Source organism: Alphaproteobacteria bacterium SS10 (genome assembly GCA_019192455.1).
In the GTDB taxonomy this organism is placed as follows: Bacteria; Pseudomonadota; Alphaproteobacteria; order TMED2; family TMED2; genus TMED2.
Genome location: JAHCML010000007.1, coordinates 112,175 through 128,646, shown reverse-complemented (window position 1 = coordinate 128,646; position 16,472 = coordinate 112,175). Strand labels below are relative to the sequence as shown.

Sequence of the window (16,472 nt, the reverse complement as noted above, 5' to 3'; positions counted from 1 at the left end):
CCCAAGTCATCCTTCAAGTCCTTGGCCACGGCGTCACCGTCGGCCACACCAAACAAACAGGAGATATGACATGGTTGATTTCACCTTCCACACGGTTGAGAGCGCGCCCGAAGGCTCAACAAAGATCCTTGAAGGCGCTACGAAGAAGCTTGGCTTCACCCCCAATCTTTTCGCCGCCCAGGCAGAGTCACCACTGGCGCTTGAAGCCTACACAACCTTAAGCGCCCTAATCGGTGAGAAGTCGACTTTCACCCCCACCGAACAACAGGTGGTCTTCTTCACCGGCAACACCTATCACGGCTGCACCTTCTGCGTGGCGGCGCATACCGCGATCTCAAAAGGTCAGAAGGTCGATGATGCGGTGATCGAAGCACTGCGGAATGAAGAGCCGCTCGCCGATGCGAAACTCGAGGCTCTGCGCCAGTTCGCCTTCAAGGTGATCGACCAGCGTGGCTGGGTCAGCGATGCGGACACGCAAGCCTTCCTCGATGCCGGGTATACCCAGGCGCATATTCTGGAGGTGGTCACGCTCGTCGGCCTTAAGGTGCTGTCGAACTACACCAACCACTTCGCGCATACGCCGCTCAATGATGCGTTTAAGCCGTTTGAGTGGACCGACCCACGCCAGCAGGCCGCTGAGTAATCGGCGACCGGAAATAGTGACCCAAAACAAAAGCCCTCGCCGATATCCGGTGAGGGCTTTTTTCGTGCGCGAACGCTGGGCGGGTTGGCTTACCCGGCGCGCAGACTAGCGATTGGCTTGGCAAATTGCAGGTCGACATCCCAGGGGAAGAAGATCCAGGTGTCCTGGCTAACCTCGGTCACGAAGGTATCAACCAAGGGGCGGCCCTGGGGCTTGGCGTAGACGGTGGCGAAATGAGCGTTCGGCAGCATATCGCGCAGCACCTTGGCGGTCTTACCGGTGTCGACCAGATCATCAACGATCAGCCAGCCCTTGCCACCATCAGGGGCATCGAAGCCTTTCAGAATATTGGCCTCACCTGACTTTGTGCCGGAATAGGATGAGATACAGACCGTTTCAATCATCCGGATATCAAGCTCACGCGCGACAACGGCTGCCGGCACAAGACCACCACGGGTCACGGCCACCACACCCTTCCAGGGTTCGCCGTCATGGCCATCAATCAGGCGCCAAGCGAGCGCCTTGGCATTGCGGTGCAGCTCTTCCCAGGAAACGGGAAAGCTCTTATCGGGCTGGGGAGTTGTATCGTCTGAAGGCATAGCCAAGCTCGGCATGGTTAAGCAGGTCGAAATGTCGACCATGCTTATAACCACCCAGCGCTGCGCTGCAATACGCCCGTGCCGATAAATCTGCCGTGGCTAGAGCGCGCGCTCCGCTGACTGACGCAGGACACATCCCGCGATACGCCATTCACCGCCATCTATCTGCACCATGCGATACAGCGCCTCAACCAGTAGGCCATTATCATCCTGGAAGGTCACACGCTGTACGATCGCATCGCGATTGTTGCTGGGCTGGGCCTCACCAAAGAACACCTGGGATGGTGAGATTAGCGGCGCATAACTGGACTTAACCATCCGGATAAACAGGTTGGCCGAGCCAAAGCGGCGTTGAATGCCCGGTGAGGCAAACGCAAATGCCGTCTCCGCATCATCTAGGGCGAAGGCTTCCAACTGGCTGTTGATCACGGTTTCGATGGCGCCCAGATCTTCCTGGGTCGCGGGCGCAGGCAGGGCCCCTTGCGCGCTGCTAGGGGTCTGGTCCGAGGAGATTACGTCTTCCCCGGTTAGGTTGCTTACAAGCTCCGCTTGCTTTGTCGCTGCTGCCTTTAGCGGTTCTGTTTTATGGGCTGCACTTTCGCTGGCAATTGCCGGGCTGGGTCCTCCAAACCCAAGTACAGCCGTCATTACAACGCTCACAAAAGCAAAACGGGGGAACCAGTGTTTCATGATCGACGCTCCTTGCTCGATATTCCGACACCCGTTTTGGTCCTTATAGAGTTGCGGCAAATTCCAGTGCTGGCAAGGGTCAATACACTATCGTTAAGGCTTATTTGTTTTATTCAGCCTGCGTTAATCATCCGTCACCGTTGATGCGCTCTGACCGAACAGAACCTTCTTCGCATCCTCAGACACGGTTGGGGCCTGATTGATCTCATCCGCCTTGGCATAAGCGCGGATCGTGGCTGGGCGCTCCTTGATCGCCTCAAACCAACGTTTCACATGGGGAAATTCAGCCAAATCCATGCGTTGGCGTTCATGGGGCACAATCCATGGATAACAGGCCATATCGGCGATTGAGTACTCACCGGCGATGAACTCACGATCCTTAAGACGCTTGTTTAGGACGCCGTAGAGCCGCCCGGTCTCACCAACATAGCGATCAATGGCGTAGGGAACCTGCTCTGGGGCATAGGTAACAAAATGGTGATTCTGGCCGAGCATGGGACCCAACCCGCCCATCTGCCACATCAGCCATTGCAGCGTCTCATAACGGCCGGCCGGATCGGCGGCGAGGAGCTTGCCCGTCTTCTCAGCCAGGTAAAGTAGGATCGCCCCGCTCTCAAAAATTGAGATCGGCTCACCGCCGCCACCCATGGGCTCCCTGTCCACAATCGCCGGAATCCTGTTGTTTGGTGCGATTTTTAGGAAGTCGGGCTCAAACTGCTCGCCCTTACTGATGTTGATCCCATGGACCGTGTAAGGCAGCCCCGCCTCTTCCAAGAACAGGGTGATTTTGTGCCCGTTCGGTGTGGTCCAGTAATAGAGATCGATCATGTTAAGGCCTCAGATTTTGATTATTCTTTTGAAGTGGCGGCATGCCATTGGCAGCCAATTTCGTTGATTGGGCGAAACAGCACAATCGATGGAGTCCGATTTCGGGTGCTGGCAGTCTAAATTTCAGCTATATTTCAAAACAGTACAGGGATTTGGATAAGCAATTGCTAACGTACGGTTAACAGGTTGGCGATTGTTTCAAACCGGGGGCTGCTACTTCGTTTCACTGCCAGTTTGGGTTGGCAGTACACGCCGAACCGAAACGCCGTGATGGCACCACGAGCGTTGATGGCAGGACGAGGGATGCGGTTGAATTTAGACGGGGGAAAACGCCTTACATGCGTAAAACCTATCTTTATCAGGTGAACATCACACGGGACTGCAACCTGCGTTGCACCCATTGCTACATCCACTCAGACGTCAAAAAAGCGTCGGGCAAAATGGCGCCGCAGAACTTCCGCAAGATTTTCGCGGATATCGGCGAGCACATGTCCCAGATTGGTTATGACCACGCCGAGATCCACGTGATTGGCGGGGAACCAACCATTCTCGGCCTACCGTTCTTTGAAGAGAATATTCCACCTGCACGCGCAGCCATTGAGGAAGCCGCGAGCCGGATGGATAAGCCATTCAGCTTTGAGATCATTATGGTCTCGAACCTGTTGTCTCGAGATATCCTCCCGATCGCTAAATTCTTCGACCGGATCAACACGTCGTACGAGCCAGAGACCCGCTTCCCTAAACCGAAGCTGGAGCAGATGTGGCGCGATAATCTGGCGCTCCTGAAAGACAATGGCCTCGATGTTGGTGTCACCACAGCGATGACCAAACACGTGGTGGAGCGTGGTGCGGCTAGTCTGCTCGACTTCCATTATGACCAGGGCATTAAGCAGATCCATTTCGGCTTCTTCATTCCATCGGGCGATGGGCTCGTAAACCGGGATGAGATGTTCCCTGAGTTTGTTGAGACCTCGAACTTCCTGATCGAAGCCGCCCATTGGTATTTCGAACGGCGGGACGATGATCCCGACCTGTTTGTGAACCCGGTCGAAAGTATGCTGTCGGGTATTACGTCAGGTGAGCCGTTGGACGATATCGTCTGCCCAATCATCGCGGGCTCAATGGATATCGACTGGAATGGTCAGACCGCGACCTGCCTTGAGGCTGGCGGTGGCCTAAACCCAGAATGGCTGGGCAATGTGGTGCAGAGCTCTGTCGCCGAGGTGGCGAAATCGCCGGGCTTCCGTGCCCATGTGCTTGAGGCTGCGAAGCCGAAGAAAGAGTGCCGGACCTGTGATGAGTATCGGGTCTGCCGCTCCGGCTGTGGCGTGATCTTCAAATACTGGAACCCGGAAGTCGATGAGGACTGCCCGGGCTTCAAGAAGTTCATAAAGTTTATGCGCCACTCCCATGACGAGAACGGCATCCGCCCCCGTTATGAAGAGTATCGCGGCAAGGTGGCCTTCTAACCGATCAGGCCACCCCGCCGTGATAGCTAGTTAGCGCCAATCATAGTTACGACGCAGCAATGGGCTGATGCCGCTATTGCTGTGCTCGGTTACGGCATGGACGGTCTTGCCGTCATCGACGCCGCCGGCATCAGCCACAACACCTTCAAACCGAAGCTTGCTAGCCGAACCATTGTTGGTGACGGCCCGCTCAATGATGGTCTTGCCCCGGATTGAGGCTTGCGGGGTGGCATCCTCAAAGCTCAGCGCCCGGGCTGATCCGTAATGGGTGGTCGTCGTATCGCTGGCGATGGCCGAGGCGGCAAAGACGCTGCTAGCAGCAAAGGTAGCGAGGGCAATAGTAAGGGCCTTAACGGTCATGTCTTGTGTCTCCAATGTTTGGGCATCCGGTGAACCACCACCGGCTTGCATGAGACACAGATTGGGATTGTGATCGTTAGGCGCTCATAACATCGCAATCACGTAACCAACAGCGGCATGTGAGTGCATTGTTAGGCGATCAGTCAGCCACACTAAACCTGTGGTGGGTTGCGCCAACCAGGGCAGGCATCGTCCAGGAACTGAGCCATCGGCACCAAGCTTGGCGCGGTGAGTGAGCGGGCGAGGAGCCGCGCCACCCGCGGTAGATGCTTCAGGTATTTTGGCTTGCCGTCCCGCTCGTTCAGCCGAACAAAGATCCCCAGGATCTTCGCGTGCCGGGTCATCCCGAGGATCTTATAGTCAGCCATGAGGACGTCGCGATCAGTGCCCGGCAGGGCCGCACAGTACCGGTCGATCATCGCCGCAACCAAATCATCGGACAGGTCACGTCGCGCATCTTCCAAGAGGGACATCAGATCATAGGCCTTAGCCCCGATCAGCGCGTCCTGGAAATCTAGCAGGCCGCAGCTTTCCAAGCTGCCCGCCGCTTGATCCGGGCGTAGCATCAGATTGTCGACATGGTAATCGCGCAGGACCACACAGACCTGGCGATTGGCAACCGCATCCAGCTGCGCTTCCACCAGGCCCATAAAGGTGGACCGTTCCGCTGATGTTGGGCCCTCACCCTTAATGTAAGCCCAGTACCAGTCTGGAAACAGCGATGCCTCCGTCAGCAGCCGCTCCTTATTGTAAAGGTCGAACCCTGCGTCTGAATTAGGCAGCGGCTTCTGATGCAGCGCCGCCAGGGCATCAATGGCCAACGCATAGAGTGGCGCTTCCTCGGCACCCGCATTCAACAGCCGGGTATAGGTTTGATCGCCGAAATCCTCGATCAGGGCAAAGCCTTGGGCCAAATCCTGGGCCTTGATGGCGGGGGCAGAGAAACCATGGGTGTGGAGGTAACCGGCCACACGCAGATAGGCGGCCAAATTCTCATGCTCGGGCGGGGCATCCATTAATAGCCAGGATGTGCCGCCATCGCTGACCACACGGTAGTAGCGGCGGAAGGAGGCATCGGCAGGCAGGGCCACGGGCTCAACCCCAGCCCCCAGATGCTGTTCCGCAAATGCTTGGCGTGCTTGATCCCGGCTCATATCGTCAGTGGCATCATCAAGCAGCGGTTCAGACGACAGGGAAGCAGACGACATCGGTTAGGCCTATCGGGAGCAACGGGTGAAGCAATCATCCTCGTCAACCTCGGTTGCCGACCCGCGCCATGGCAAGACGATAATCCAGCATGTCGCCGATCCGCCTGGTGATACCCTGAATGTTTCTGCGGGCTATCTCGTAACCCTTGTTCGCGATGGGCAGCAGATTCATCGCCGGGTTCGCCTCAAAAACCACAATCCGGCCATCTTGCATGCGCGCGCAATCCATCCCGCAATAGTCGAGTCGCATTCGGTGCATCGCATCGCGGATGGTCGCAATTCCCTGCTCAGTGAAGTACTGAACCGGCTTCGCGATCATCTCTAGCTCCTTATCCCAAAGGTCCGGACGCTTATCGATCAGCTGCTCCCGCTGACTGGCATTGACGATCCAATGCTCACTCGGCAGGTGGTGGCGAATTGCCAAACTACCGCCGACATAGATGACGCGCGTTTTCCAATACAAACCCTCAGCATCCCGGAAGTCGACAAACTCCGTAATGTAGAATGCGTCGTCATTCGGATAATCCGCCATGGCATCAACGACGGATTGCGGATCCTCGTGTTTCACCAAATCAATGGCACCGTGGCGGCCAACGGGCCGCGCTAGGACGGGAAACTCTAGCTCCGCTTTCTCAATCTCTTTCACCGTCAGCTTCTTACGCGTCAGCTTAACGGTCTTCGGCATGAGCAGGTTCGGCGTATCGGCCAGGTGCTGTGACACCCAATCGCGCGTCATGGGCACAATCCGCTCCGGTGGGTTCACCACTGGCAGTTTGTGTCGCTTACAAAACTCTTTCGCCAGTTTCAGGCCATTGGGGTTCAGATCAGGGTCAGAGATCGCATTGATGATCATTCGATGCTTACTGAAGTCTAATTCGTTGATCGCTTCCATCCGATGGGGGCGCAAAATGATGCTGTCGACATCGAAATAACTGGGGTCGATCAAACGGCGTAAGTCGTTGTTGCCATGCAGAATTACGTCGTCACCTTGGTTCCCGCCGGCCTCAGGCGAGCATATTAGCAAAAGCTTGGGACGATATTGGTTAGTGTTAATCATACCTATAACCCGCAAAGATCAAATTGATCGCGTTTCAGTAACATGACGCACGATCTGAGACGGTTTTGGTCACCAAAATGAAATAAATAGATTGTCGCTTTCATTGACCATTTTCACTGTAGGTATTCAAGGAGTGAGGGACAGCCCTGCCACAGATGCATAGCTGGCTCTCGCCGAACATATACGCCTCTCCCCCCGGCGCTCCCAGAGCAATCAAGTTGGTTCGGAGAGGATTCATGTCTTCGATGGTGATTGCGACTGCTTATGACTAATTTGGTACCCCAAGAAAACCCCGGTGATGACCTCGATGCGGGCGGTCCCGACGATTTTGTCGGCCTGACCCAGCACCGTCTGGCGCTGTACCGCCAGCACCGCGCAAATGTCGACATGGTCTTTGACCAAGTTGCCGACAGCATTGATGCGCTGAAAGGCCAGGGTTTCCCGATCAACTTCGAACGGGTGAATTCCGATACCGCTGCCCTTCGCAATGATGAAGGCGAGAAGGTTGTGGAAATGACCATCGAGCGCATGCAGCCGATCATGCTGTACCCAGCAAAGGTGTTGGCTGAGCAACAAGCAGCAGCTGCGCAAGCCCACCCTGGCCAGCGCGTTCAGCAAATGATGGCTGACGATGATGAGATGCCGGGCATGCACCCGCTCTACGCACCAGATGACGATGATGACGGCATCATGGGCATGGCCAAAGATGGCGCACCACGTGCTCAAGCCGGTGATGATGAGCCACGACCAGTCACGATCCAAGAGATTGAGGAACAGCTTGGTGGTGGGGAAGAGCGCCCAGAAGCCAACTTGCCACCGGGTGCCCGGATGATCCAATTCGATGGGACGCGCGGCTTGCCAGAGAGCCCAGTCCCAGAGGAATCCCTCATCATTAAGGTCTCGAGCAATATTGAGGGCCAACCCGACGAGATCCAGATCGTCTACGATATGGCAGACCCGGTTCGGAACATGTCCTTCTCTGCGCACCTCGCGGATGTGGCGGCCTATGTGAAGGATCAGGCTGAACGTCCAGACGTTGAGCGTGGCGTGGATGGAACACCGTTTAAGCCAGAGCCAACTGGCCTGGGCTTCCGGCCCTAATAAGGCTTTGGCCTTTCACTAGGATCAGTGACGCTTACGTTAACGTGATGCATGTGAGCAGTCTGCTCAGCCCCCATGCGTTTCTTCTCCGATCCCGACAATGCGACCCACGCATTTAAGTTCCAGCATCTGCTGGTAACCGGGTCACCATTGTCAGAAGACATATCCAGTTTCGCATAACTGGTACGGCGACGGCCGGTTATGCGTTGGGCGGTAGGAAGGGGAGAGCCTGTCGTCCAGTTTTGGGCCTTTCCTGTGGTTTTAACCCGGGAAAGGTCCTTTTCTTTGCGCGAATGGTTGGAAACGGGTGGCCACTGAATGGGCATCACCGTCAGACTGCCCGCCATGGCAAAACGACGTTCCCCAACATCCGTGCGCGGCCTTGAAGAGCTGAGCCGCGTGCAGCTCTCAAAGCACTTCTTCCTTCGGGACTTTCTGTATTCTGAAGTTGCTGCCCTGAACGGCATCGCCAATGTGCCCAATGACCCCGACCTCGCCATCGCCGCTGGCACCCGGCTCTGCGAAGAGTTGCTGGAGCCGCTGCAAAAGCGGTTAGGCCCATTGGCCCTTCGCTCCGGCTATCGCACGGCGGCGCTTAATGCCTTTTGTAACGCCGGCGGCCATAACTGCGCACGAAATGAGGCAACGGCCGCCAACCATATCTGGGATATGCGGGACGCGGACGGGAACATGGGCGCCATGGTCACGGTGGTCGTGCCGTCCTTTCTGCCCCTCTACCAGCAGACCAAGGACTGGCAGCCGCTCGCCTGGTGGCTGCACGATCATCTCCCCTATTCTGAGATTTGCTTCTTCCCAAAGCTGGCCGCCTTCAACCTTGGCTGGCGGGAAAACCCGATGCGCCTAATCAGATCCTACGCCCCACCGAAAGGCATCCTGACCCGCCCCGGCATGGATAATCATGAGGGCAGTCATGAGAGCAGCTACCGCCCGCTTATTGCGGCGATTGGCTAACCCCTAGTTCTGCGCTGACCTTATAGTGGCGCGCGCCTGCGCCCGCTGAACCACCACCACACCAAACAAGGCAATGGCACCGCCCAGTAGGGTCAGCACATCCGGCCGATGGCCTAGCAGCAGGATCGATAGCAGCACCGCCGTTGGTGGCACGGTGTAAAGCAGGTTGGCAGCACGGGCGGCACCGTAGGTACCCAAAACGTAGGTCCAGGTCGCATAGCCCAGCGCCGCCGAGATGACGCCCAGATGCACGATCGCCATAACGATGCTGATTGACCATGCGTCAGCAGCCAAAGACGACACCCCCGCCGGTAGCCAAGGCAGCAGGAAGATACCACCGCTAAGCAAGGTGTAAGCGGCGCATGCCAGGAAACCATAACGGGCAACCATGGGGCGCTGGATGGTGAAGTAGATGGCAGCACAGCCGGCGCTGCCTAAGATCAAGCTGGCGCCCCCGCCAAGGGTTAAACCACCAGGCTGGCCCATGGCGATCACCGCAATGCCGCCAAGACTGATAAGGGTGCCAACCCAGGCCCAGCGGGCGAAACGCTCCCCCAAGAATAGGGTCGCCAGAACCGCCGTCATAACGGGCGCTGTGTTGATGATGAAGCTACTGGCCCCCGCGCTAACGGTCTGCTGACCGATGTTCAACAGGGCGTTGTAAACGCCAATGCCGATCAAACCGCAAAGGGCGAAGCGAGCCAAATCCGGCACGGTGGGTCGCTTCGGTTTAGCCCAAACCAACCAAAGCCCAACCACCACACCGGCCACAAAGAACCGACAGGCGGCCAATGGCAAAGGGTCCAGAACTGCCAGCCCGTGGGTGATCAATGGAAAAGCCGACGCCCAGGCCAAAACGGTCACCACGCACGCTAAGGGCGCTAAAGCGGGGTGGTTTGCGACGTGTTCGGTCATGGCTGCCTGGGATCATGCAGAGTTAAGAACCTGATCAGGCTGACAGATCGGCAATCGTTGAACCATGCCATTATCGACGGGTGAGCGTTGAGTTAAACTCAAGGCTGGTCACCGATCCAGCAGGGCGAACTCACCATTGAAGGCACGGGCCGCATCAGTGGCCCAGCCCTGACCCGCATGATCTACGGCCAGAAGAACAAGCCCCTCATTGCCGCGTAGAATGAGTGTCAGCGCAATCGGCAATGTCTCACCGTAGACTTGAGCCTCACCAATCAGCCGGGTTGCCGGATGATCGCCCATGCTGAAATGCTCGGCCATCTCAACGGCGAAGGTAATGTCATCAGGCCTCGCGGTTCCGCGTTCATGCCAGAACCGTGGCATCCAGAGCATGTTGTGAAATGGCTCGGCCATAAACTGAACCCGGGCGTCAGGGTCGGTTCTAAGCCTCGCAAGATTGGGTTGCTTATGATCCAGCAGGGTCAAATGGGTGACGCAGGCGATCAGTGCGACCGCGTACCCACAGCGACCATGTACAGCCTTGGTAACATCGGGCGAGTCAATCATCTGGCCCGTTCTTCGATCCTCAATCTGTGCCTCAAAAACCTGATTGGTGTTTGCCCGCACCGTGTTTGGAAAAACCGCGCGGTACCCATGTTCAACATCCTCAAACACGGTTGGGGTCGCAGTTTCAGCGGTCATGTCGTCGGTTGGCCCTGGCCTACCCCCGGACGTCAGCACCATGACCACGCTTATGCCGATGAACATCAGGGTTAGAAGACTGATATTGGGTCCGAAGCGTCTCATCACCGTCGTCAGGTTGTTGGCGCCATTCAGCTGGCACCCGCTAGCTCTTCGCGCTTGATCTCAAGCTCAAGCCACTGCTCTTCCGCCGCGTCTAGCTCCGCCTTGGCGGCGCTAAGGCGGTCAGCCTTCTTCTGGAACCCCTCTGGGTCCTTCTCATAGGCATCAGCGATAGCCAGTGCAGCCTCAAGCTTGGTGATCTCTTCACCCAGCTTGGCCATCTGCTTGGGCAAGTTCTCAAGGGCGTACTTGTCCTTATAGGATAGCTTACCGGTATCCGATGATTTGGGCTTTGGTGCGCCGGATTTTGCCTTCGCCTTCTTAGGCGCGACACTCTCAACCGCGTCGGGGGCAAACTTCTCCATGGCGCGCCGTTGCTGCGCCTTCATGTCGGTGTAGCCACCGGCATACTCAACCCAGATACCCTGCTTGCCCTTCACCGCTGCAACTGGGTCAGGCGAGATAACGCTGGTCACCGTCCGGTCGAGGAAATCACGGTCGTGACTGACCAAGAGCACCGTCCCCTGATAGGCGGCGATCATCTCCTCAAGCAGGTCTAGAGTTTCTAAATCCAGATCATTGGTCGGCTCATCCAAGACCAACAGGTTCGATGGCTTGGTCATGGCAACGGCCAGCGCCAGGCGCCCCTTTTCACCCCCTGAGAGAGCGGCTACCGGGGTACGGGCCATATGCGGCGGGAATAGGAAGTCCCGCATATAGCCATAGACATGGCGGCTCTCAGCCCCGATCTGCAGCATCTCACCCTGCCCCTCGGTCAGGGTCTCATAGATGGTCAGGCGGTGATCGAGCAGGCGGCGTTGTTGGTCGAGAGAGATAATTTCAAGATTGGTGCCCAGCTTCACCCGGCCATCATCGGGCCTCATCTCACCGGTCAGGATCTTAAGCAGCGTTGTCTTACCCGCACCGTTGGGGCCGAGCAGGCCAACCCTCTCACCCCGCATGATCATGGTGTCGAAACCGTCGACGATTACCTTGTCGTCAAAGCTCTTAGCGATGTTGCGGGCAAGGATAACCCGATGGCCGCTGGTCTCCCCCTCGCTGACATTCAACTTGTAGTCTTTGATCTGCCGCGACCGGCGCTCGACCTTCTCAACCCGCAGCTGCTTTAGCTCACCTAGGCGGCGAACATTGCGTTTGCGGCGCCCACTGACGCCGTGGCGCAGCCAGTGTTCTTCCCGCTCAATCTGGCGCTTCAGCTTGTGCTGCGCCTCGGCCTCTTGATCCAGCACCTCATCACGCCAGCCCTCAAAGGCCTTGAAGCTCTGATCCAGGGTGCGGCTGGCCCCACGGTCGAGCCAGACCATCCGCCGGGTCAGTGTTTCCAAAAACCGTCGGTCATGACTGATCAGAACCAGCGCAGCGCGGCTGGCCCCCAACGTCTCCTCAAGCCAGGCAATGGTGGGCAGGTCCAAATGGTTGGTTGGCTCATCCAGCAACAGCACGTCCGGGTCAGAGGCCAGCGCCCGGGCTAGGGCCAGCCGTCGGGACTCACCACCGGACAGGGTGCTGGGGTCTTCATCACCGCGCAGCCGCAAGCGCTCCAGCATGTGGGCCGCCTGGTGCTTTAGGTCGATTTCTGTCAGCCCATCCTCAACCGCCTCAAGCGTGGTTTTGAAGCGTGAGAAGTTTGGTGCCTGCTCCAAATACCGGACATTGATGCCGGGCTGGACGAACCGCTCACCCTCATCCGCCTGGATCATCCCGGCGGCCACCTTCATCAGCGTGGATTTGCCAGAACCATTGCGCCCCACCAACCCAACCCGGTCGCGCGGATGCACGAATAGCGTTGCCCCCTCAAGCAGTGAGGGGCCGCCGAAAGTCAGGTGAATATCCTGCAGCGATAGCAGTGGTGGTTCAGACATAGCGTGGTGGCAAGCGCGGCATTGCGAGTCGTGCCGGAGTGTAGGCGATAATGGCCCCCAGTCTCCAGCCCAGCTGGCATTGAGATCACAGCTTAAAATCGATCTGTGGATGCATAGCTGGCGCAGATGCGATGCAAGCCAAGATGAAAATCCCCAGAAACCAGGGGTTTGGGTCGGATCAATGCACCAAACACAACGCTGCATCGCGAAAGCGCAGCTTCTGACTGTCCAATCCCCGTGATAGCTGGCGAATTGAGTAGATGTTGCGCCCTGGAAATAGGTGACGCCGGTCAGGCTGTCTGATGGCCCTGCCCCCTCAACAGAAGGATCCGACGATGTTGCGGACCGACGGTTTATTCTCCCTCGCGTTTCCAGAGCGCCTGGGCCTTCGAGGCCAAAGCCTCGCCGACCAACAGTTCACCAGCCCGGAAGCCGCGATCAAAGCGTTCAGTGGCAAGGACAGCGTTGAACTTGCCCCCGGTCAATCGGCTGATTTGCTGAAGATGGATATGGGTTATGGTGGCCTCGGCCGTGGCCGGGTGACAAGCCATGTCACCGCCTCAATGCCCCAGGTGAATGACGGCCAATTCTCACTTGATCTCGGCCATCGTCAGCTCAGCGTTCGCAAGGATATTCCCCGCCGCCGCGGCTTTGAGAAGCTGGCGCTTAACTTCACCATGGTTGAGCGTGAGGGTGACACCCCCGTCTGGCAGGTAGACAGCATCAACTATCAGAACTCTGATGATTGGCCCGAGCAGGTACTAACCCGCCAAGATCTGGGCGAACGGAACTTTGGTCGCTTGGTCGATGCGGCGGCCAAGATGATTAGTGAAGGCGTCAAAACTGGTCGGCCTGAGCGGATGGATAATCACGGCATCACGGTCAACGGTATCGCAGCACCAAAAGCGCGTGATCTAACGCTTCAGAAAACGCGCAAGCCAGCGCCTGAACAAACTCTGCCACGCGGTGTTGCGGCAGCCTAAATTACTAGATGCGGTCCGCTAGGGCGCCATGCCTGTGCCGGACTGACCGGGGCGCAGCACAAGGCGGCCGGCCGGTTTTTGCGCCCTTCGTTCAGCAATCATCCGCTTCACATTCTCGGTCGCACGGCGGGTGACCTCTGGGTCTTCGATGGGGCGTTCACGAACCAGGTCAGTGACCGATGGTTCGTCAGCAGTTGCCTCAACTGGCGGTGGCTTCTTATGGCCCAGACCTGCTGCCATATCTTGCGCGGCCTGATACTCGCTCCTAGGCGCCATTGTTCATTCCTCAAATACAATACGTATTGTGTATCGTATTATTGATACCGCTTTCTTACCACCCAGCGCGATCAAGCCAGGTAGTTATTTGAGCCAATTCAAATGCTTATTGGATTTCCCACGACATCAAAATGCTGCCCTGCCTCTGAATAGAACAGGTCAGGCAGCGCATCTAAGCGCTCAGTGAGCGGGCCATACATCTGATTGATGGCCTGCTGTTGCTCAACCGGCAATGACTGCCAGCTGGACGCACGCTCAACCTTTGACGCCAGATTGATCCCCGCCAATCCAAGATGTTGGGCCAGCGCGTCCAGGTTCTCCCACAGCGCCTCATAGCGGATGAAGGTGATCCGATACGGTCGGTCGCAGAGCAGCCAATTGGTGGCATGCTCTTCCAGCTTAAACACATCACGATCATGACCAAGATAGCGGGCCAGATCCCACGCCTCGGTCACTGGCTCGGGTGAGACCTCCAAATTCGCGAGATGCCACATCACCCATTTGGGACGAGGCTCCGCCCGGTTGGGCAACAGGAAGAAGTGGTGACGCTCATGCCGACGTTCGCGCCTGGCAAAGAAGGACACAACCGCATCCCTTGGGTCACCAAACATGTAAATCAGATGCATCCCCGCCGGTATGGCATCGGGTGCCACCCGGCGATGACCATGCATCGTTGCGACATCATCCACCTCAGCATCGCAGAGGGCAGCGAACAGACCGACGGCAAGTGCCTGCGATCCACAACCGCCAAAGGACACGATCTGAAAGGGCGTCTCTGGAAACCCGACAGGCGGTGATGAGTTAGGGGACATCGGTTAAACCGGGATCAGCTTGATCAGCTACGGGGCCATAGGACCAGCAAGGCGGGAGCATGACAACCCCGGCTGGCCGTTGCGGCCAATCGAGGCGTTGCTGCCAGACAGCCCATTGGCTTGACCCCTCAATCCGGTGTATCTGAACCCCACGCGTCCCCGTAGCTCAGCTGGATAGAGCACAGGATTCCTAATCCTGGTGCCGTGGGTTCGAATCCCGCCGGGGACGCCATTATTTATATATTTCAATTGTTTAGCGTGTCGCACCGCGTTTGACAACGCGCAAAAACACCAGATACTTAGGATTTCGTGTGTCGCACCTTTCCGGGCCATAAATCGACACACTCTTAGGTTGCATCCTATTGACGACACAACCCAGCATAGATGTAATGCGAGCCATGAAAGCGGTCGTTCTAGCCATCCTGTTTACAGTTCTAGCGCCCTCGGCTTTTGCCGCTGAGACGCAGTTAGCGGCCGTCGTCGAACGGGTGGTCGATGGCGACACCTTCGACGTGCGGCTCACCCCCTGGCCGGGATTGACCGTCGACGGGCGCATTCGCGTGCCAGATATCCAAGCACCAGAGACATTCCGCCCGGATTGTGAGATTGAACGGGTGAAGGGTGAGGCCGCAACAGATTGGTTGCGTGATCGGATCGAGGGTAAGAAGGTGGTACTACTTAACGTAGAACCGGCCACCTGGGCGGGTCGCTTTACGGCCACGGTCATCGACCCGACCGGGGCGGATATCGCCAAGGCGCTGATCGAAGCCGGCCACGCCTTGCCGTGGGACGGCACTGGCGCCACTAGGCCGGATTTTTGCGGGGAATAGCGATGTTTAAACTGATCTTCGTCATCGGCGTCTTTGGTGCCATTGGGTCGGTGTTCCCGATTGTGGTCGCGATGGTCGATCCGTCGGCCGGTTTTATCCCGCTGATCGCGGCGGGCATCGCCGGGCTAACGTCATCGTTGCTGTTTATAGGCTTGGGGAAACTCGGCCAGGTGGCGACCGATATCGCGGATAGGTTGCCGAAGGCGGCGGAAGGGAAGAGCGAGGAAGGGTTGTCGATGGGGTCGGCGATCGGGATCGTCGCCTTGGGTTTGGTTATCGGGTCGATCGCGATGGGGTTGCGCTATTCGGCCTATGAGAAAGCCGCCAGCGAGGCGCAGCAAGCGGCCTCACTGGCCGAGGCCCAACGCATTATCGAGCGGTATAACCGCTAACGGGCGGCCCCGACTTGCGGCTGGCACAATATAGGCCGCGGTACTGTGATCGCGCCATCGGCAAGGGTGACGGCCCGCGAGAGATCTTCTAGCGCGCACCGACAAGACCAATAGGCCCGTTCCTGTCGAACGAGTAGCGCGGCGATCGAGGATTGCCGATCGTCGATCGTGAGGTCGGCGGCCGGCAAACACTCGAATTGGCCGCGGGCGAAGGTCTCTTTAATCAGCGTTGGCTCGACGATGGTTTCGGGCGTCGTGCAAGCGGCCAAGAGTATCAACGACAACACCAGCGACGCGGCCGTCGTTTTCCGGTTCGGTTTCATCGATCTGCCTTTCTATGGGTTCGAATACCTGTTCGCGGTCCGTGTCGGCCTGCTCACGCGCGCGGGCGGCTTGTAGGGCGGTTTGCAGGCTGGCGAGTTGAAGCTCGTATAGCTGCCGCTGCATCTGGTTTACGCGCACCGCGCCCGATAGCTCACCCTGCAACGCGTCACGCTGTTCGGCGAGGCTATGGTTGCGCCAGACAAGGCCGCCGAGGCCGATCAAGGCCAAGGACAAGATGCCGACCGACCAGTTCTTCCGGAAGGCCGACCAAACGATTTGCAACATGATCGCCGTCACTTTCGCTTAACGGTTTGGGACTAGGTTGGGAT

19 protein-coding genes and 1 tRNA gene are annotated in these 16,472 nt (G+C 57.6%); 8 read left to right on the top strand and 12 right to left on the bottom strand.

All coding sequences use genetic code 11. The annotated features are described in order from the left end of the window. The first annotated feature begins 70 nt into the window (after nt 1-70). The gene (locus KI792_12830; protein ID MBV6633902.1) at nt 71-643 is read left to right on the top strand and encodes a carboxymuconolactone decarboxylase family protein; all 573 of its coding nucleotides are present in this window, start codon (nt 71-73) and stop codon (nt 641-643) included. Nucleotides 644-732: 89 nt separating this feature from the next. Here the strand turns inward: KI792_12830 and gpt are convergent, their stop codons facing one another. From gpt to KI792_12815, 3 genes are all read right to left on the bottom strand, one after another. Further along, the gene (gene gpt / locus KI792_12825) at nt 733-1,242 is read right to left on the bottom strand and encodes a xanthine phosphoribosyltransferase (protein ID MBV6633901.1); all 510 of its coding nucleotides are present in this window, start codon (nt 1,240-1,242) and stop codon (nt 733-735) included. 99 nt (nt 1,243-1,341) lie between these two features. Further along, entirely contained in the window at nt 1,342-1,890 is a 549-nt protein-coding gene (locus KI792_12820; GenBank protein ID MBV6633900.1) for a DUF4864 domain-containing protein, read from the bottom strand. 165 nt (nt 1,891-2,055) lie between these two features. Beyond that, a complete protein-coding gene (locus KI792_12815; protein ID MBV6633899.1) occupies nt 2,056-2,760 on the bottom strand; it encodes a glutathione S-transferase N-terminal domain-containing protein in 705 nt (234 codons plus the stop codon). A 338-nt stretch (nt 2,761-3,098) separates the two neighbouring features. Between KI792_12815 and KI792_12810 the strand changes: the two genes are divergently transcribed. After that, complete coding sequence (locus tag KI792_12810) at nt 3,099-4,229, top strand: radical SAM protein (GenBank protein MBV6633898.1); 1,131 nt, start codon at nt 3,099-3,101, stop codon at nt 4,227-4,229. 30 nt (nt 4,230-4,259) lie between these two features. Here KI792_12810 and KI792_12805 read toward each other — a convergent pair whose 3' ends face one another. From KI792_12805 to KI792_12795, 3 genes are all read right to left on the bottom strand, one after another. Then, nucleotides 4,260-4,589 carry a hypothetical protein gene (locus KI792_12805; protein MBV6633897.1) on the bottom strand — a complete coding sequence of 110 codons (330 nt, stop codon included), beginning with the start codon at nt 4,587-4,589 and terminating at the stop codon, nt 4,260-4,262. Between the two features lie 152 nt (nt 4,590-4,741). Beyond that, the gene (locus KI792_12800; GenBank protein ID MBV6633896.1) at nt 4,742-5,797 is read right to left on the bottom strand and encodes a phosphotransferase; all 1,056 of its coding nucleotides are present in this window, start codon (nt 5,795-5,797) and stop codon (nt 4,742-4,744) included. A gap of 43 nt (nt 5,798-5,840) precedes the next feature. After that, complete coding sequence (locus tag KI792_12795) at nt 5,841-6,743, bottom strand: hypothetical protein (GenBank protein MBV6633895.1); 903 nt, start codon at nt 6,741-6,743, stop codon at nt 5,841-5,843. A gap of 375 nt (nt 6,744-7,118) precedes the next feature. Here KI792_12795 and KI792_12790 point away from each other — a divergent pair, with 375 nt between their 5' ends. Together KI792_12790 and KI792_12785 are read left to right on the top strand one after the other, a co-directional pair. Beyond that, entirely contained in the window at nt 7,119-7,955 is an 837-nt protein-coding gene (locus KI792_12790; protein MBV6633894.1) for a hypothetical protein, read from the top strand. A 345-nt stretch (nt 7,956-8,300) separates the two neighbouring features. Next, on the top strand, nt 8,301-8,927 hold the full coding sequence (locus tag KI792_12785; protein ID MBV6633893.1) for a hypothetical protein: 627 nt from the start codon (nt 8,301-8,303) through the stop codon (nt 8,925-8,927). Between the two features lie 3 nt (nt 8,928-8,930). On the opposite strand, the gene KI792_12780 is transcribed toward KI792_12785, so the two are convergent. The 3 genes from KI792_12780 to KI792_12770 form a co-directional block, all read right to left on the bottom strand. After that, entirely contained in the window at nt 8,931-9,842 is a 912-nt protein-coding gene (locus KI792_12780; GenBank protein ID MBV6633892.1) for a DMT family transporter, read from the bottom strand. Between the two features lie 108 nt (nt 9,843-9,950). Beyond that, nucleotides 9,951-10,541, bottom strand: a complete 591-nt coding sequence (locus KI792_12775) for a hypothetical protein (GenBank protein ID MBV6633891.1) — start codon at nt 10,539-10,541, stop codon at nt 9,951-9,953. Nucleotides 10,542-10,672: 131 nt separating this feature from the next. Continuing rightward, complete coding sequence (locus KI792_12770; GenBank protein ID MBV6633890.1) at nt 10,673-12,526, bottom strand: ATP-binding cassette domain-containing protein; 1,854 nt, start codon at nt 12,524-12,526, stop codon at nt 10,673-10,675. A 335-nt stretch (nt 12,527-12,861) separates the two neighbouring features. Between KI792_12770 and KI792_12765 the strand changes: the two genes are divergently transcribed. Continuing rightward, entirely contained in the window at nt 12,862-13,509 is a 648-nt protein-coding gene (locus KI792_12765) for a hypothetical protein (GenBank protein ID MBV6633889.1), read from the top strand. 18 nt (nt 13,510-13,527) lie between these two features. Here the strand turns inward: KI792_12765 and KI792_12760 are convergent, their stop codons facing one another. Next, on the bottom strand, nt 13,528-13,785 hold the full coding sequence (locus tag KI792_12760; protein ID MBV6633888.1) for a hypothetical protein: 258 nt from the start codon (nt 13,783-13,785) through the stop codon (nt 13,528-13,530). A 98-nt stretch (nt 13,786-13,883) separates the two neighbouring features. Next, on the bottom strand, nt 13,884-14,597 hold the full coding sequence (locus KI792_12755) for a hypothetical protein (protein MBV6633887.1): 714 nt from the start codon (nt 14,595-14,597) through the stop codon (nt 13,884-13,886). 155 nt (nt 14,598-14,752) lie between these two features. Between KI792_12755 and KI792_12750 the strand changes: the two genes are divergently transcribed. The 3 genes from KI792_12750 (at nt 14,753) to KI792_12740 (ending at nt 15,819) form a co-directional block, all read left to right on the top strand. After that, a tRNA-Arg gene (locus KI792_12750) sits at nt 14,753-14,829 on the top strand. A 166-nt stretch (nt 14,830-14,995) separates the two neighbouring features. Further along, a complete protein-coding gene (locus KI792_12745; protein MBV6633886.1) occupies nt 14,996-15,427 on the top strand; it encodes a thermonuclease family protein in 432 nt (143 codons plus the stop codon). A gap of 2 nt (nt 15,428-15,429) precedes the next feature. Then, the gene (locus KI792_12740) at nt 15,430-15,819 is read left to right on the top strand and encodes a hypothetical protein (protein ID MBV6633885.1); all 390 of its coding nucleotides are present in this window, start codon (nt 15,430-15,432) and stop codon (nt 15,817-15,819) included. Nucleotides 15,820-16,038: 219 nt separating this feature from the next. Here the strand turns inward: KI792_12740 and KI792_12735 are convergent, their stop codons facing one another. Further along, a complete protein-coding gene (locus tag KI792_12735; GenBank protein MBV6633884.1) occupies nt 16,039-16,428 on the bottom strand; it encodes a hypothetical protein in 390 nt (129 codons plus the stop codon). Between the last annotated feature and the right edge of the window lie 44 nt (nt 16,429-16,472).

Excerpts from the sequence above, each read along its gene's own strand:
- KI792_12830 (MBV6633902.1), top strand. The coding sequence starts at position 71 with ATGGTTGATTTCACCTTCCACACGGTTGAGAGCGCGCCCGAAGGCTCA.
- gpt (MBV6633901.1), bottom strand. The coding sequence starts at position 1,242 with ATGCCTTCAGACGATACAACTCCCCAGCCCGATAAGAGCTTTCCCGTT.
- KI792_12820 (MBV6633900.1), bottom strand. The coding sequence starts at position 1,890 with ATGACGGCTGTACTTGGGTTTGGAGGACCCAGCCCGGCAATTGCCAGC.
- KI792_12815 (MBV6633899.1), bottom strand. The coding sequence starts at position 2,760 with ATGATCGATCTCTATTACTGGACCACACCGAACGGGCACAAAATCACC.
- KI792_12810 (MBV6633898.1), top strand. The coding sequence starts at position 3,099 with ATGCGTAAAACCTATCTTTATCAGGTGAACATCACACGGGACTGCAAC.
- KI792_12805 (MBV6633897.1), bottom strand. The coding sequence starts at position 4,589 with ATGACCGTTAAGGCCCTTACTATTGCCCTCGCTACCTTTGCTGCTAGC.
- KI792_12800 (MBV6633896.1), bottom strand. The coding sequence starts at position 5,797 with ATGTCGTCTGCTTCCCTGTCGTCTGAACCGCTGCTTGATGATGCCACT.
- KI792_12790 (MBV6633894.1), top strand. The coding sequence starts at position 7,119 with ATGACTAATTTGGTACCCCAAGAAAACCCCGGTGATGACCTCGATGCG.
- KI792_12785 (MBV6633893.1), top strand. The coding sequence starts at position 8,301 with ATGGCAAAACGACGTTCCCCAACATCCGTGCGCGGCCTTGAAGAGCTG.
- KI792_12780 (MBV6633892.1), bottom strand. The coding sequence starts at position 9,842 with ATGACCGAACACGTCGCAAACCACCCCGCTTTAGCGCCCTTAGCGTGC.
- KI792_12775 (MBV6633891.1), bottom strand. The coding sequence starts at position 10,541 with ATGACCGCTGAAACTGCGACCCCAACCGTGTTTGAGGATGTTGAACAT.
- KI792_12770 (MBV6633890.1), bottom strand. The coding sequence starts at position 12,526 with ATGTCTGAACCACCACTGCTATCGCTGCAGGATATTCACCTGACTTTC.
- KI792_12765 (MBV6633889.1), top strand. The coding sequence starts at position 12,862 with ATGTTGCGGACCGACGGTTTATTCTCCCTCGCGTTTCCAGAGCGCCTG.
- KI792_12760 (MBV6633888.1), bottom strand. The coding sequence starts at position 13,785 with ATGGCGCCTAGGAGCGAGTATCAGGCCGCGCAAGATATGGCAGCAGGT.
- KI792_12755 (MBV6633887.1), bottom strand. The coding sequence starts at position 14,597 with ATGTCCCCTAACTCATCACCGCCTGTCGGGTTTCCAGAGACGCCCTTT.
- KI792_12745 (MBV6633886.1), top strand. The coding sequence starts at position 14,996 with ATGAAAGCGGTCGTTCTAGCCATCCTGTTTACAGTTCTAGCGCCCTCG.
- KI792_12740 (MBV6633885.1), top strand. The coding sequence starts at position 15,430 with ATGTTTAAACTGATCTTCGTCATCGGCGTCTTTGGTGCCATTGGGTCG.
- KI792_12735 (MBV6633884.1), bottom strand. The coding sequence starts at position 16,428 with ATGTTGCAAATCGTTTGGTCGGCCTTCCGGAAGAACTGGTCGGTCGGC.